The organism is Streptomyces sp. NPDC002896 (assembly GCF_040295225.1).
Taxonomy (GTDB): Bacteria; Actinomycetota; Actinomycetes; order Streptomycetales; family Streptomycetaceae; genus Streptomyces.
In genome coordinates this window covers 68,948-82,730 of record NZ_JBEOVA010000033.1, presented here as the reverse complement: position 1 = coordinate 82,730, position 13,783 = coordinate 68,948, and the positions used below count along the sequence as shown (strand labels likewise).

The window sequence follows — 13,783 nt, the reverse complement described above, 5'->3', positions numbered from 1 at the left end:
GCCTTCCTTCTCCGCCCCCCCCACCCCCCCTTTTTTTTCATTTTCGCATCCCCCCCCCCCGGGGGGGGGGGGGGGGGCCGGGGCCCCCCCCCCCCCCCGGCGTTCTCCGTCCTGTTCACACCGCCGCGACCGCAGCGGCATGACCTGGCGGTAGGCGAACACCGTGGCCGAACTCCCCCAGCCAGCACGGTGCTCCCGATCCCCTGCATCCCGCGCGTCGAGGCACCGTCGATCGGTGCACGTCAGCGCGTGAGCGGAGACTGATGGAGTTGACCGACGAGTTGCGGGGTGAGGAGTACGCCGGCGCGGTCGGCGATGACGGCCGTCTCGTAGCCGATGAGGCCGATGTCGCAGCCCTCCTCGGCGAGGACGCCGAGGCAGGAGCCGTCGCGCATGTGGGTGACCATCATGAAGCCGCTACGGCGCTGGGAGCCAAGCGGGACCACCTACGCGGACCAGCTCGCCCTCATGACCGCGGCCCAGCTGGCGCGCCGGCACAGTCTGCGGCACCGCGACGCCGAGCCGGCGGGACGGCAAGTGGGGCTCAGCGACCGGCAGTTCGCCGCCGTCCGGGAACTCCTCGATGCCCGGCTCTCCGAGCCGCTGTCGCTGGAGGACCTCGCCTCGGCCGCCGGCTTGAGCGTCAGCCAGTTCGCCCGGCGGTTCAAGGCCCGCACGGGGTGCCCTCCGCACCGGTACCTGGTGCGGCTGCGCGTGGAACAGGCCGCCCGCCTGCTGCGTGCGGGAACCATGCCCATCGCACAGGTCGCCGCCGCGTGCGGCTTCTTCCACCAGGAGCACCTGACCAGGGTGCTCCGCTCCCACCTCGGTACGACGCCGGCCGCGCTGCGCCGCGAGAGGTGACCCGGTCGCCGTGTGAGTGGCGAACGACTCGCCGTCTCTGGCGTGGCGGGCGTCCGCACACGCCCCGAGCCGTCAGGACCCGGCGTCGGCGCGGGTGACGAGGTCGGTGATGCGGGCCCACATCTCCGGGGCGTTGGAGTACATGGGGAAGTGGGCACAGTGGCTGATCTCGGCGAGTTCGACGCCGCCTGCGGCCAGCTTCGGGAGGTAGGACAGGGAGCTGTTCTGCTCGCCGTACATGAACATCTTCGGTGCGGGGAGTCCGAGGAACCGGTCGAGCAGCTTGCCGTGGTCGGAGAGGTCGACCATGGACTCGAAGATCGCCCTGACTGCTCCGGCCCGGACCTTGTGGGGAAGGCTCGAGGCGTACAGGGCGCCGGCGTAGAAGCGTGACGCGCCCACGCGTTCGGCGAACCGGGCCAGGAACTCGTCGGGATCGTCGTCGGCGTGGGTGACGATCTGGCGGCTGAGGAAGCAGTCCTCGGGTGCGACGTTGCCCTCGATGTTGGTGAAGCTCGCGATCCTGCCGGGGTCGCCGTCCGCCAGGAGGAGCGCGGTCAGGCCGCCCATCGAGTGCCCGACGACGTGGAACCGGTCGATCTGCCACGCCTGGAGGACCTGCTCGGCGACGGAGACCAGGAAGGGGATGGAGACGGCGCCGAGGTCCGCGCAGGTGCTGGCGCCGCACCCGGGTGCGTCGTAGGCCAGGACGGGGCGGTCGGCGAGCCGCTCTTGCTGGACGACGTCCGCGTAGTCCTCCTTGGTCGAGCCGAAGCCGTGGAGGAACACCAGCGGGGTGCCGGTGCCGTGGCGGTGTAGACCGGACACGTCGGTGCGGGTCCCGTGCACGGTGAGCGGGAGCGTGAAGGGTTCGAGCTTGGTGACGGGGCTCATCGGGCCTCCTCCAGCGTCGGTGCGTGGACCTCGTACGCCTGGGTGGGGGCGGTTCCGAGGGCGGTCTGCAGACGATCGATCGCGGTGATCAGCGTGTGGTCGTCGACGGCGAAACATACGCGGATGTGTCCGGGGGCGTTGAACGCCTCACCGGGGACGACCGCGAGATGGGCGGTGTCGAGGAGCCATGCGGCGAGGTCCGTGCTGCTCGCCCAACCCCGGTCGTGGAGCAGGCCCTTGACGTCGGGGAAGGCGAACATGCCGCCGTCGGGCAGCGGGCAGTCGATGCCGTCGATCCGGTTCAGCGCCTCGACCAGTAGGTCGCGTCGGCGTCGGTAGTCGTGGGCGGCATTGACGGGCGTGCCCTCGTCGTTCAGGGCGGCGACGGCGGCCAGCTGGTTGGCTGTAGGGACGTGTGTGATGGTGCGGGAGACGTGGAGCCGTGCGGCGGAGACGATCTCCGGTGGTGCCGCGAGCCAGCCGACGCGCCAACCGGTCATGGCGTGCTCCTTCGACACTCCCCCTACGACGACTGCGCGGCCGTGCAGTTCGGGGGCCGCCTGCAGGATCGACCGGTAGGTCCCGGTGTAGTCGAACGCCCGGTAGATGTCGTCGCTGATGACCCAGATACCGTGCCGCCGGGCCCAGTCCGCGATCTGGCGCAGCCGGGACTCGGGGTGGACGGCACCGGTGGGGTTGCCCGGGCTGGAGAGGATCACCGCCCGCGTACGGGGGGTATGGCAGCGGTCGAGTGCGTCGGCCGAGATACGGAACGCCTCGTCGGTGGCGACCGGGACGGCGACGCCGCCTGCGGCGGTGACGACCTCGGTGTGACCGGGCCAGCCGGGCGCTGCGACCAACACCTCGTCGCCGGGGCTGACCAGGGCCTGGGTGGCGAGGAACAGGGCGTGCTTCGCGCCGAGGGTGATCTGGACCTCGTCCGCGGTCCAGGCGAGCTCGGTGTCGTGGGTGACGTGCGCGGCGACAAGCGCCCGGAGTTCGGGGTGTCCCTGGGCCGGCCCGTAGTGGTGGGTGGCGGGGTCGCGGACTGCGGCCACGGCGGCCTCCACGACCGCGGTGCTGGTGGCTGCCTGGGGCTCTCCGGCGGCGAGCGTGATGACGTCCGCGCCCCGGGCTCGCAGGGCTTCGGCCTGGGCGGCCACGGCGAAGATCGGGTTGTCCGCCATCGGCGTCACCGCCCCGCGGTTTCGAAGTCGTACAGATCGAGGGTGCTGCGGCCCTCCCGCAACTGCTTCACCAGATCGTTCTCGTGGGCCACGCGTGCGTCGGCGCGGTCGAGGATCCGGTCGGTGTCGTCCGCGGGCAGCGCTACGACGCCGTCGACGTCCCCGACGACGAGGTCGCCGCTGCGGACCGTGATACCGCCGACCCTGACGGGACGCCCGAACACGCCGCGGAAGTCCTTGCGGGTGCCGAGGATCGCGTTGTTGCGCGAGAAGACCGGGAAGCCGAGCGCCTCGGTCTCCGCCGCGTCCCGGACGCCGCCGTCGATGAGCAGGCCCACGATTCCTCGATGCTGGGCGGCCACCGTGAGGATCTCGCCCCAGTGACCGAAACGGGCACCGCCGAGGTCGGCGACCAGGACGGATCCGGGCGGGGCCTGCAGTACGGCGTGGTGCAGGGCGAGGTTGTCGCCACCGGCTCCCTGCACGGTGAACGCCGGGCCGCAGAGCCTCGCGCCGGCCCACAGCGACCGGATCTCGGGGGACAGGGCGACGGCGAGTCCCGACGCCTCCGACAGCGTCGCGCTGGAGTGCCCGCGTCCGGCGTCGTTCGTGAGGCTGTCGTTCACGAGGGGTCCTTCCGGGTCTGGAGCGAGTGGTAGCCGTGCCGGGCACGCGCCTCGGCGAGCGTGGCTCCGCCTCGGACGGCCTCGACGATGGCCTCCTCGACGCGGTCGATGTGCCGGGCGATGTCCACGGCCTCGTCCCAGCGTGCGGCCGGGACGACCACGGCGCCGTCGTCGTCGGCCACGAGGATGTCGCCGGGGTGGATGACGACCCCGTCGACGGTGACGGCCGTCTGGACCTCGGCCACCCGGACGCGGTCCTTGCCGGTGCGCATGAACCGGGAGACCGACCAGATCGGGTAACCGGCGGCGGTCGCGACGGCGACGTCGCGGCAGGTTCCGTTGATGACGGTGCCCGCGATGCCGCGCTCGTGCGCGGTCTGGCTCATGATGCCGCCCCACACCGTGCAGTCGGTGCGGCCGGCGTTGTCGATCAGGATCACCGCGCCGGCAGGGACGTCGTCGAGGAAATCGCCGACCGTACCGCCGGCCTCGTCGACCGGTTCGTAGGTCACGGTGAAGACCGGCCCGACGGTCCGCTGGCCCTGGCGCAGCGCGCCGATACCGTGCAGGGATCCGGGCAGCCCGAGCGAGTCGAGGGCGTCGGAGATCGATGCGGTGGAGAGGTCGGTGGCGAGGTCCGTCGCGGGGCTGGTGCTGCTCATCGGGCCGACTCCTTCTCTCCGGCGAGGCGGGCGTCGTGCATGGCCTCTCCGGCGAGGCGGGCATCGTGCATGGCGTGGGAGAGGGGGGCTCCCGCGCGCACCTCGTCCGCGATGGCCTGCTCCCGGGCCACGATCGCGGTGGCGATCTCCGCCACTTCCTCGGCCCGCTCCCGCGGAACGACGACGAGACCGGTCTCGTCGGCGACGACGACGTCGCCCTGCTCGACCGTGAGGCCGGCGACGGTGACCGGCTCGCCGGTGGAGCGCTGCTGCAGCCTGCCCCGCGCCGTGGCCGGGACCGCCCCGCGCGAGAAGACCGGGAAGCCCAGCTCGCGCGCCTCCGCGACGTCACGGCACACGCCGTCGGCGACGACACCGCGCGCGCCGCGCCGCGCCGCGCCCAGGCTCAGGATGCCGCCCCAGCAGGACACGTCGGTGCGGCCCTGGTTGTCGACGACGATCACGCTCTGGTCGTCTGCGGTCTCGATCGCGGTGGCGGCGATGTGGGCTCCGGCCGGGCCGTCGATGCGCGGTTCGAGGCCCACGGTGACGGCGAACCCCACGACGGCTGCGGGGCCCCACACCGGGCGGATGCCCCCGACTCCGGCGGGCAGCGCGAGCTGGTCGAGCGCGTCGCTGACCGCGGCGGAGCCGAACGCCGCGAAGCGATCAAGGAGAGGTGAGTTGCTCATGCCTCCACTTCAACAACCTCCGGCTATATTCGGAAGGTCTGATTTCCTATCTCAGTAAGAGGCTTGACGAATCATGGTTGAGATCCGGCAGGCGCGATACTTCGTCGCGGTCGCCGAGGAACTCCACTTCGGCCGGGCGGCGGAGCGGCTGCGGATGTCCCAGCCGCCGCTGTCCCAGGCGATCAAGCAGCTCGAACGGCAGCTCGGCTGCGAGCTGCTGCACCGTACTCAGCGGTCGGTCGCCCTCAGCCCCGCAGGCGCCGTGTTCCTGGACCGCTGCCGAGCGCTGATCCGCCAGGCCGAGGACGCCGAGATCGCCGCCCGGCACGCGGCCACCGGGCGCGGCGGGCGGGTGAACGTGGGCGCCGTGGCCTCGGCGTTCTCCTGGCCGCTGCCGCTCGTGCTCGAGCAGTTCCACGAGGCGCTGCCGGACATCGAGGTCCGTGCCCAGGAGATCGACACGCACGAAGCCGGGGCCGGACTCCTCGACCGCACGCTCGACTGGGCGATCGTGCGCCAGACCGCCCCGGTACGCGGCACCACGGCGACTTCGCTCTTCGTCGACCGGTTCGTCGCGGCCCTTCCCGTCGGCCACCCCGCAGCCGGGACCGACGGTCCGTTGGATCTGGCGGATCTCTCGGGCGACACCTGGGTGTGGCTCCACCGGCACATCTCGCCCGACTACCACGACGCCATGGCAGCCATGTGCCGAACCGCTGGCTTCAGCCCCGTACCCGCCCACTGGGCCCGGTCGGTGACCTCGCAGATCGCCATGGTCGAGTGCGGTCTCGGCGTCACCGTCGTGCCCGCCGCGGCGTCTGCGGCGCGCCCAGCCGTCCGGTTCAGACCGCTCCGTCACGCAACGGCGACCATCGAACTCACCGCCATGACGAGATCCATCCCCGGCGCGCTGGCCGAGCGCCTCACCGTCATCGCGACGCAACTGACAACGGCGCATACACCGCCGCGACACAACTGAGGGATGGTGACGAAATGCGTCCTCCGCAGTGACGAAATGCGGCAGGTCATCAGGGCTGAACATTCGGCCGGAGCTGGAGTTCGGCGCTGAAACACGGGTTGGTGAAGAGGTCAGCGTGAGGGAGGCCAACGCCGAGTTCTTCGGCAAGGCGGTAGAAAAGGCCACGGTGGCCCAGAGGGCCGTAGTCGTCGCGGTCTGGTGCAGCACCAAGTGCGTGCAGTTCAGGGTCGAACCGGTGCGGTTCGCATCCGGTGTAGTGATCGGGGCGGAGCCCCATCAAGGTGTTGATGCCGGTGAGCAGGCGCCCGTTCTCGGCGTAGCGGAAGTCCACCATGGGCTTTTCGTTGGCGTGCAGCACCAAGGCCGCCGTCCCCACCGAGACATCACAGATCAGGCGGTCGTCCACGACGCATTGCCAGCTGCCGTGCTCCCAGGCCCATGCCCACGCACCATGCTGGCCCGCGCTGACGACGCATGCGTCGTCAGCGTAGAGCAAGTCACCGAACTCGTCGTCGAAGTCCTCCTGGCTACGCAGCGCGAGCGTGTCAAGATCCGCGCCCATCCGCCCCAACAGCTCTCGCGCGGTCAGGTCACGCGCGAACGTCAGACTCAGCAGCGGAAGATCCCGACCGTACAACCAACCCAGCCCCGTCACCTGTGTTCCTCTCCACCCCGGTGCCCGAATCTACGGTCACACTAGGTGCCGGGTGTGACATCCGCTGCTGCGCCCCCATGCCGAATGGCGCTGCGAAGCCCAGCACGCATTCCCTACCGGCTCAATAGCCGGAGCTCCGGGGATTCTCCGAACACTGTCACGGGATCCCCAGCTAACCTCGATCTTTCCTGACGGTCCCTCGATTCGACCAGGCGGGAGACCGTCGGGTCGGAGGCCACTGGGCCGAATACGGCAGGCTCGGCCCGCAGCATCGCCCCGTCCGCCACGCACTCCCCTCCCAGCGCGATGCCAACGCGACGTCCAGCAGGATCTTGCCGGGATCATGGACCGCCCGCTGCTTGCGCCAGGGCGCGAGCGCGCTGGACAGCGCACCGGCCAGGCCCGTCCGGCGGGCCGTCTCCACCAGCAGCACCCCGCCGGCCTGCGAGAGCCGGGACAGAGCGACGCTCTGGCACTCGCCAGCGTGGTCTTCTCTTCCCCGTGAGGAATGCCGACGCGCAGGGCATCTTTTGGTCGGTTCCGTATGGCATGCCGGTCGGCTGCGGACTGCCATCGAACCGGGCGTCCCGACGACGTTCACGCTTCTCCCTCCGCGCTGCGCGGAGCGACAATGGAGGCTGAGCACGGAGACGAACTTGGGACCGGAGGGCACCATGACCGCTCTTTCTCCCACCCGGATCGCCGCCTCCTTGTCGGCGGAACACCGGGCACGTCTGATGGCACTCGCGCGCGAGGTGAATTTTCCCGAGGGAACCCGCCTCTTCCAGGAAGGTGCCCTCGCGGACCGTTTCTGGATCGTCCGTTCCGGCACGGTCACGCTCGACTTCCATGTGTCGGGCGGGCGGACAGTCGCCATCGAGAGCCTGGGCCCCGGTGAGCTGGTCGGCTGGTCGTGGTTGTTCGCCCCGTACGAATGGCAGCTGGGCGCGGAGGCCATGACGCCGGTGCGCACCCATGAGTTCGACGCGTTGACCGTGCGGACGATGATGGACGCCGATCCCGCGTTCGGCTCGGCGGTCGGCCACTGGGTCGGACGGGTACTCTCCCACCGGCTGCACGCGGCCCGGATCCGGCTGCTGGACCGGTACGCCCCACAGGGCTTCGACGCCCTGTTCTGATCGGCCGGCGAGGCGCGGTCATGGGGCCTTGCCGGCGAATCTGCTGTACGCCAATTGCAGCGCGTCCGCCCCGGTCAACGCGGGCAACGCACCCATCGCCGTCCTCGTCGCACGCGGCCACAGCAACTGGCCGGCGGTGAGGGTCGAAACGATCCAGACACTCGCAGCGGCCGACCACGGCGCCGTACCGCTTCTGCCCATGCCCCGTGTACGCGCCGAACCCTGCGAGAGCCGACAGGATTCCACGCCCAGCGGGCGGTCGTGTCCGGCCGAGTAGGCCCGCCCAGTACGCCGGAGAATCGTCTGTACATGCCGTCCGGCTCGGCCACCAGGTTCTGTGCCCATTCGCCGTGCCGCTCCCGTCTCTGTTTCGTGGACTCGGCGGCGTTGGGATTCCCGCGAGGACCCTGAAATGCCGAGTGCCCGCAAATTTCGATGCTCAACTCTTTGACAGGCTCCCGCTGCGGTGAGCGCACCCTCGGCCTGGCTGAACGACTCGAGCACTCCGCTCAGCGGTACACGGTGAGATAGCAGGCCGCGGCCGACAACGCGCAGGAAGCCAGCAGCAAGGCCACGCACCTGCACAGCAACCGCTGACGAAGAGCGCGGTAGCGGGCCGCGTACTGGTCCTGCAGTTCGATGCAGCGAGTCGCCACCGCTCCCAGCATTTGCTCGGACAGCGCGAGGCGCTGGTCGGCGTAGTGCCGGGCGACCTCTTTGTGCTGGCCTGTGGTCAGCCATGGCATACGCCGGGCGAAAGCATCCCCCTCCGCCCGAGCCTTTTGGATCTCCGCCTGGCACAGCAGGTACCCCTCGAGTTGGGCGATACCGGCCGCTGCGTCGGGATCCTCGGTTGGGCGACGGTTGTCCTCGTCACCGGTCAGTGGCCGGGCTGCACGCTTGTCCGGCTCGACGACGTCCCGCTTGCCCAGCGTGATGTGCTCCTGCTCGATCTGCACATCGGGGTGGTTCAGGACGAATGCCGGGGACTCGGAGCGGATTCTCGGGAGCGCCACGAAGTTGTGGCGCGGCGGCGGGCAGGAAGTGGCCCACTCCAGCGAGCGGCCCCAGCCCCAAGGGTCGTCGACGTCGATCCGCTTGCCGTACTTGGCGGTCTTCCACACGTTGTACAAGAACGGCAGGGTCGACAGGCCCAGCAGGAAGGCCCCGATCGACGACAGGGTGTTCAGCGCCGTGAAACCGTCGGCCGCCAGATAGTCGGCGTAGCGCCGGGGCATTCCTTCCGCGCCGAGCCAGTGCTGGACGAGGAAGGTCATATGGAATCCGACGAACAGCGTCCAGAAATGGATCTTTCCCAGCCTCTCGTCGAGCATGGTGCCGGTCATCTTCGGCCACCAGAAATGGAATCCGCCGAACATCGCGAAAACGATGGTGCCGAACAGCACATAGTGGAAGTGGGCCACGACGAAATAGCTGTCGGTGACGTGCCAGTCCAGTGGAGGCGACCCCAGGATTACCCCGGTCAGGCCGCCGAACAGAAACGTCACAAGAAAACCGATGGCCCACAACATCGGCGTCTCGAACGTCAGTGAACCCCTCCACATCGTACCGATCCAGTTGAAGAATTTCACTCCGGTGGGAACGGCGATGAGGAAGGTCAGCAAGGAGAAGAAAGGCAGCAATACGGCGCCGGTGGCGAACATGTGGTGCGCCCAGACGGTCACGGAGAGTCCTGTGATGGAGATGGTGACCCCGACCAGCCCCATGTATCCGAAGATCGGCTTACGGGCGAACACCGGGATGATTTCGGTGACCACACCGAAGAAGGGCAGCGCCAGAATGTAGACCTCTGGATGGCCGAAGAACCAGAACAGGTGCTGCCACAAAAGCGCCCCGCCGTTCTCCGGCGCGAAAACGTGGGATCCGAACCTTCGGTCCGATTCCAGTACCAGCAGTGCGGCGGCAAGCACCGGAAAAGCGAACAATACCAGCACCGAGGTCAGCAGCACGTTCCAGGTGAAGATCGGCAGCCGGAACATCGTCATCCCAGGGGCACGCATGCCGATGATCGTGGTGATGAAGTTGACCGCGCCGAGAATAGTGCCGAATCCGGACAGCGCCAGCCCCAGGATCCACATGTCGGCGCCGATGTTGGGGGTGCGCTCTCCCCCGCTGAGCGGGGTGTAGGCCGTCCAGCCGTAGTCGGCGCTGCCGTTGCTGGTCAGCAGGGACCCGACGACGATGAGACCGCCGAAGAGAAACAGCCAGTACGACAGCATGTTCAGACGTGGAAATGCTACGTCGGGGGCGCCGATCTGCAGCGGCATGATGGCGTTGGTGAAGCCGGCGAAGGTTGGTGTGGCGAAGAGCAGCAGCATCACGGTGCCGTGCAGGGTGAACGCCTGGTTGTACTGCTCATTGGAGAGGATCTGGATCCCCGGCCGGGCCAATTCCGCCCGCATCCCCAGAGCCAGCGCCCCGGCGAACAGGAAGAAAATAAAGGAGGTGATTAGATACAGGTGCCCGATCTTCTTGTGATCGGTGGTGCTCAGCCATGCGGCCAGCACTGCTCCCGGGCCGCGGCCTTTCACCGGAACAGGGGCTACCGGCTCGGTCGATGTGGCCATGGAATCCTCGATGCGCAGACGGTCAGTACGCGCGGCGACGTATCCCCATGCCGCCACCGCAAACTACGCCCACCGCATCGGCCGAAAGGCGCTGCGCCACGGTGTTACGCATTAAACGTCTGATACATTCGGCAGAATCCCTCCCTCGGCTCAGTTCCGCCGACCGCCGACTGTCGGCATATTCCTCGACGCATAGAGTGGCGTCGAAATCGCTACCGTACGATCAGGATTATGTCGTCAGCGGGGTCACAGTGGGGTCGAATACACCCCCATCAGATCTTCGCAATCGCCGCAGCGCGCACCGGCCACAAGGCTTCCGTGCACGCGGCAGCCCGTTCGCGATCTCCGCCCCTACCGCAAGACGCCGTCGTACCCGGCGATGCCGTCGAGCGTCAACGGCACCCCCCGTCGCCCGTACGCATGCTGCGGCTTACGAACCCGCCAGGACTGCTCCGGCACACGACGGGCTTCGGTCATGCGTGGTCAGCCGCCGGGTGCCGCAGCCTTCAGTGCATCCTTCGTCCGGTCGACCAAGGACGCGAACGGCCCGACCGTCCACTGGGCCATCGGAGATCCGGCTGCGCCGGGATGCGGGTGGGTGGGGGCGATCTTCTCGGCCGCCCGCAGCATCGTGCCCATGCCCCTCCGCTTGTCCTCGGCACACTCCCGGACCACGAAGGGGAACTCCTCCCGTTCCTCGTGCTCCGCGTGGTCGATGACGGACTGCTCGAACCTGGCGAACGTGGTGTTGAACTCGGCGCCGAAGACGTCCATCTTCTCGAGTTCGGCGAGGACCTTGTTGGCCGCTTCCTCCTCGTGGTTGCGAGCATCGGCCTCCGCCTCGCCGGTCACGTCCTGCGCGACGGGTCGCAGGATCATCTCCTCGGCGGTCTCGTGCACCGCAAGTAGTGCCCTCAGTTCGTCGAACGCCTGCTGCTTGTGATCGCCTTCCGCACTCTTCACGTCCGAGAACAAGTCCCGGATGCGGGCGTGCTGCTCGAGCAGGATGCCTACCACGTCACCTTCCGGAAGCTTCGCCGCCTCGGCACGCTCTGTGTTCGCACTGCTCACGGCACTGCCCTCCGATCCTTGGGGTCGTCTTCCCACTCTCCGCCAAAGGCCGAAATGTCCGCGGCGGAGCAAGCGCCGTTGTCCCACGGCGAGTCACCGTGACCCGGCCGTGCAAACCCGCAAAGGCCATGTGGGAGTGGCCCGGCAGATGAGCAAGGTGTCAGGGGCTCGGCCTTCGATCTTCCGACTCGAAGATCGGCGGCAACGCTGCTCGAGGCAACGGCCTGGATCAGCTGCCCTCACGGCACACCGGGTCACCATCGTGCCGACGCAGCGCGCGCTCAGGGGCACTGAACGGGCAAACGAGCTTCCTCCAACGAGGGCATGGTGAACCCCGGCCCTGCAGGAGGCCGGGGTTCCGACTCGCCGGAGGTCTGCGAGCCCATCCCGCGCAAGAGCTGACTCGGCTCGCCGTGTGCAACATCGTGTGCAGCTGATCACCGGCGTCTGCGCTGATCGGAATGCAGATCACCAGTAGTGGGGGCGGCCACCCACCGCATGGCCCGTTGTTCCCAGCAGCCACAGGACGAGGCCGACGACCGCCAGGATGATTCCGATCGTCCACAGAATATTGATGCCGGTCACGAGACCGATCACGAGCAGGATGACGCCGAGCACGATCATGGCGGCCTCCAAGTAATGCTTTGTCGGTCTTCGTCTACCCCGACAAAGAGTGTGTAATCGGTCGATACACCCTGGGGCGGGGCGGTCGCTCCCTTGGGGTCTGGAGCCGCAGCCGATCATGGCACTAGGGTGCCCAGGATGAGTCGCATAGCCGTACATGGCGTCACAGTCCGTTACGACGACATGGGCCCGTCGGACGGGCTGCCTGTCGTCCTGATCCACGGGCATCCGTTCAACCGCAGCCTGTGGGCGCCGCAGGCCGCGGCGCTCGTTGCGGCCGGACACCGGGTGATCCTGCCGGACCTGCGCGGGTACGGCGACAGCGATGTCACGCCCGGCAAGGTGTTCCTCTCCGACTTCGCGGACGACATCGCCGCGCTCCTGGGTCACCTGGGCGTGGAGCGGGCTGTGGTGGGCGGCGTGTCCATGGGCGGCCAGATCGCCATGGAGTTCCAGCGCAGGTATCCGCAGCGGGTGCGGGCACTCGTCCTGTCCGATACTTCGGCGCCTGCCGAGACCGAAGAGGGCAAGGAGTTCCGCAACCGCCTGGCCGACCGGCTGCTCGCCGAGGGCATGGACGGCTACGCCGGCGAGGTGATCGACAAGATGCTCGCCGCGTACAACGTCGCCGCTATGCCTGATGTGGCCGCACACATCCTGGGCATGATGCGCGCCACCGACCCGCGCGGCGCCGCTGCGGCTCTGCGCGGACGTGCCGAGCGCCCGGACTACCGGGACACACTGGCCGCCGTCGAGGCACCGGTCCTGATCGTGGTCGGCGCGGACGATGTGTACACCTCGGTCGCCGACGCCGAGGACATCCACCGACTCGTCCCGCACGCCACCCTTGCCGTCATCGAACACGCCGGGCACCTTCCGGGAGCAGAACAGCCCGAGCCCTTCAATGCCGTGCTGCTGGACTTCCTCACTACGCAGGTGACCCGCCAGGCGACCGATCGTGCCTGAGCCGCATCCGCTTCTGTCCCACTTCACTGCCGCTGCCGAGGGCCGTTCCCGCCGGTGGACGGCGGAGTGACGGTGCTGCCGCCCCTGCCGGGCGGTCTGGAGTGTTCCGTTGCCTTTACGGGGCATGCCTTCGTCGCCACCGCGCTGAGTGCCCAGGACGTGGACGGTTGGGAGCCAGATGGCTTCGGCGGTTCCCTGGCCCCCGATTTCCTGCACCGACTCGCGGGCCCCGAGGGGTGGATCGGCGTCGTCGACGTCACCCTCACCGCCCGCGGTACCGGCGGCACCCCGCGCCTGGCTGAGCTGACCTACGCGGACGACCATCCCCGCGTCCTCCACGCCCGTCAGTTGCGCACTCACGTCCGCGTCCACGGCGACGAACGCGGCCTGATCACTTTGGCCGACGGACTCGCCGGACGGCGTGAGTTGAGCATCGAACTCCACGCTCCCCAGGACAGCGCCCGGGGCCAGGGGCGCGGTCTGCTCGCCGACGCCCTCACGCTCGTTCCCGAAGGGGAGCCTGTCTTCGCCGCGGTCTCCCCGGGCAACGCCCGATCCCTGCGTGCCTTCCTCGCCTGCGGCTTCACGCCGATCGGCAGTGAGGTACTGCTCAGGCCGGCGCGTCGGCAGCCCTCGTTCTCGCCCGTTGCGATGGACGACCCTGCGTAGTGCGACGCGGTCCGTCAACCGTCATCACAGACAACACCGTCGGACCCTTCGCCGCCGTCCACGGCAACGCCATCATCGCCCCAGGACGACGCGCACATCGCCCCCCACGCACCACCGAGGCTGGCTCACCGACTGAGCAGCCCCGGCCCGGCTGGTCGAGCACGGCG

General features: G+C 68.8%; 14 protein-coding genes and 2 pseudogenes. 5 read left to right on the top strand and 11 right to left on the bottom strand.

Going from position 1 to position 13,783, the window contains the following annotated elements; genetic code table 11:
• Window positions 1–242: 242 nt before the first annotated feature.
• Window positions 243–395, bottom strand: coding sequence for a roadblock/LC7 domain-containing protein (locus tag ABT009_RS38725; RefSeq protein ID WP_351305913.1), 153 nt, complete (start codon window positions 393–395; stop codon window positions 243–245).
• Here ABT009_RS38725 and ABT009_RS38720 point away from each other — a divergent pair.
• The gene (locus ABT009_RS38720; RefSeq protein ID WP_351305911.1) at window positions 394–864 is read left to right on the top strand and encodes a helix-turn-helix domain-containing protein; all 471 of its coding nucleotides are present in this window, start codon (window positions 394–396) and stop codon (window positions 862–864) included. The genes ABT009_RS38725 and ABT009_RS38720 overlap by 2 nt on opposite strands.
• Before the next feature lie 72 nt (window positions 865–936).
• Here the strand turns inward: ABT009_RS38720 and ABT009_RS38715 are convergent, their stop codons facing one another.
• Genes ABT009_RS38715 through ABT009_RS38695 form a run of 5 tightly spaced genes read right to left on the bottom strand, consistent with a single transcriptional unit; the run spans window position 937 to window position 4,925 of the window.
• The gene (locus ABT009_RS38715; protein ID WP_351305909.1) at window positions 937–1,758 is read right to left on the bottom strand and encodes an alpha/beta fold hydrolase; all 822 of its coding nucleotides are present in this window, start codon (window positions 1,756–1,758) and stop codon (window positions 937–939) included.
• On the bottom strand, window positions 1,755–2,945 hold the full coding sequence (locus tag ABT009_RS38710) for an aminotransferase class I/II-fold pyridoxal phosphate-dependent enzyme (RefSeq protein ID WP_351305907.1): 1,191 nt from the start codon (window positions 2,943–2,945) through the stop codon (window positions 1,755–1,757). The genes ABT009_RS38715 and ABT009_RS38710 overlap by 4 nt, the downstream gene beginning before the upstream one ends.
• Window positions 2,946–2,950: 5 nt before the next feature.
• Window positions 2,951–3,571 carry an RraA family protein gene (locus tag ABT009_RS38705; protein ID WP_351305905.1) on the bottom strand — a complete coding sequence of 207 codons (621 nt, stop codon included), beginning with the start codon at window positions 3,569–3,571 and terminating at the stop codon, window positions 2,951–2,953.
• On the bottom strand, window positions 3,568–4,233 hold the full coding sequence (locus ABT009_RS38700; protein ID WP_351305903.1) for an RraA family protein: 666 nt from the start codon (window positions 4,231–4,233) through the stop codon (window positions 3,568–3,570). Before ABT009_RS38700 ends, ABT009_RS38705 begins: the two co-directional genes overlap by 4 nt.
• On the bottom strand, window positions 4,230–4,925 hold the full coding sequence (locus tag ABT009_RS38695; protein WP_351305902.1) for an RraA family protein: 696 nt from the start codon (window positions 4,923–4,925) through the stop codon (window positions 4,230–4,232). The genes ABT009_RS38700 and ABT009_RS38695 overlap by 4 nt, the downstream gene beginning before the upstream one ends.
• A gap of 73 nt (window positions 4,926–4,998) precedes the next feature.
• Between ABT009_RS38695 and ABT009_RS38690 the strand changes: the two genes are divergently transcribed.
• Complete coding sequence (locus ABT009_RS38690) at window positions 4,999–5,904, top strand: LysR family transcriptional regulator (RefSeq protein WP_351305901.1); 906 nt, start codon at window positions 4,999–5,001, stop codon at window positions 5,902–5,904.
• A 49-nt stretch (window positions 5,905–5,953) separates the two neighbouring features.
• Here the strand turns inward: ABT009_RS38690 and ABT009_RS38685 are convergent, their stop codons facing one another.
• Both ABT009_RS38685 and ABT009_RS38680 read right to left on the bottom strand, forming a co-directional pair.
• On the bottom strand, window positions 5,954–6,559 hold the full coding sequence (locus tag ABT009_RS38685) for a DUF6461 domain-containing protein (RefSeq protein WP_351305900.1): 606 nt from the start codon (window positions 6,557–6,559) through the stop codon (window positions 5,954–5,956).
• A gap of 200 nt (window positions 6,560–6,759) precedes the next feature.
• Window positions 6,760–7,019: pseudogene (locus ABT009_RS38680) on the bottom strand (transposase); the annotation flags it as partial.
• Between the two features lie 214 nt (window positions 7,020–7,233).
• Between ABT009_RS38680 and ABT009_RS38675 the strand changes: the two are divergent.
• Complete coding sequence (locus ABT009_RS38675; RefSeq protein WP_351305898.1) at window positions 7,234–7,698, top strand: Crp/Fnr family transcriptional regulator; 465 nt, start codon at window positions 7,234–7,236, stop codon at window positions 7,696–7,698.
• A 905-nt stretch (window positions 7,699–8,603) separates the two neighbouring features.
• Here the strand turns inward: ABT009_RS38675 and ctaD are convergent.
• The 3 genes and pseudogenes from ctaD to ABT009_RS38660 all read right to left on the bottom strand — a co-directional run.
• Window positions 8,604–10,286, bottom strand: a pseudogene (ctaD, locus tag ABT009_RS38670) (aa3-type cytochrome oxidase subunit I); the annotation flags it as partial.
• 483 nt (window positions 10,287–10,769) lie between these two features.
• Entirely contained in the window at window positions 10,770–11,357 is a 588-nt protein-coding gene (locus ABT009_RS38665) for a hemerythrin domain-containing protein (protein ID WP_351305896.1), read from the bottom strand.
• 468 nt (window positions 11,358–11,825) lie between these two features.
• Window positions 11,826–11,981, bottom strand: coding sequence for a DUF6131 family protein (locus tag ABT009_RS38660; RefSeq protein WP_351305895.1), 156 nt, complete (start codon window positions 11,979–11,981; stop codon window positions 11,826–11,828).
• A gap of 138 nt (window positions 11,982–12,119) precedes the next feature.
• On the opposite strand from ABT009_RS38660, the gene ABT009_RS38655 reads away from it, so the two are divergent.
• Both ABT009_RS38655 and ABT009_RS38650 read left to right on the top strand, forming a co-directional pair.
• A complete protein-coding gene (locus tag ABT009_RS38655; protein ID WP_351305893.1) occupies window positions 12,120–12,947 on the top strand; it encodes an alpha/beta fold hydrolase in 828 nt (275 codons plus the stop codon).
• A gap of 54 nt (window positions 12,948–13,001) precedes the next feature.
• Entirely contained in the window at window positions 13,002–13,616 is a 615-nt protein-coding gene (locus ABT009_RS38650) for a hypothetical protein (RefSeq protein ID WP_351305891.1), read from the top strand.
• Window positions 13,617–13,783: the final 167 nt, after the last annotated feature.

What these genes read in the sequence shown, in the direction of transcription:
- ABT009_RS38720 (WP_351305911.1), top strand. Translation starts at nt 394, where the DNA reads ATGTGGGTGACCATCATGAAGCCGCTACGGCGCTGGGAGCCAAGCGGG.
- ABT009_RS38725 (WP_351305913.1), bottom strand. Translation starts at nt 395, where the DNA reads ATGCGCGACGGCTCCTGCCTCGGCGTCCTCGCCGAGGAGGGCTGCGAC.
- ABT009_RS38715 (WP_351305909.1), bottom strand. Translation starts at nt 1,758, where the DNA reads ATGAGCCCCGTCACCAAGCTCGAACCCTTCACGCTCCCGCTCACCGTG.
- ABT009_RS38710 (WP_351305907.1), bottom strand. Translation starts at nt 2,945, where the DNA reads ATGGCGGACAACCCGATCTTCGCCGTGGCCGCCCAGGCCGAAGCCCTG.
- ABT009_RS38700 (WP_351305903.1), bottom strand. Translation starts at nt 4,233, where the DNA reads ATGAGCAGCACCAGCCCCGCGACGGACCTCGCCACCGACCTCTCCACC.
- ABT009_RS38695 (WP_351305902.1), bottom strand. Translation starts at nt 4,925, where the DNA reads ATGAGCAACTCACCTCTCCTTGATCGCTTCGCGGCGTTCGGCTCCGCC.
- ABT009_RS38690 (WP_351305901.1), top strand. Translation starts at nt 4,999, where the DNA reads ATGGTTGAGATCCGGCAGGCGCGATACTTCGTCGCGGTCGCCGAGGAA.
- ABT009_RS38675 (WP_351305898.1), top strand. Translation starts at nt 7,234, where the DNA reads ATGACCGCTCTTTCTCCCACCCGGATCGCCGCCTCCTTGTCGGCGGAA.
- ABT009_RS38660 (WP_351305895.1), bottom strand. Translation starts at nt 11,981, where the DNA reads ATGATCGTGCTCGGCGTCATCCTGCTCGTGATCGGTCTCGTGACCGGC.
- ABT009_RS38655 (WP_351305893.1), top strand. Translation starts at nt 12,120, where the DNA reads ATGAGTCGCATAGCCGTACATGGCGTCACAGTCCGTTACGACGACATG.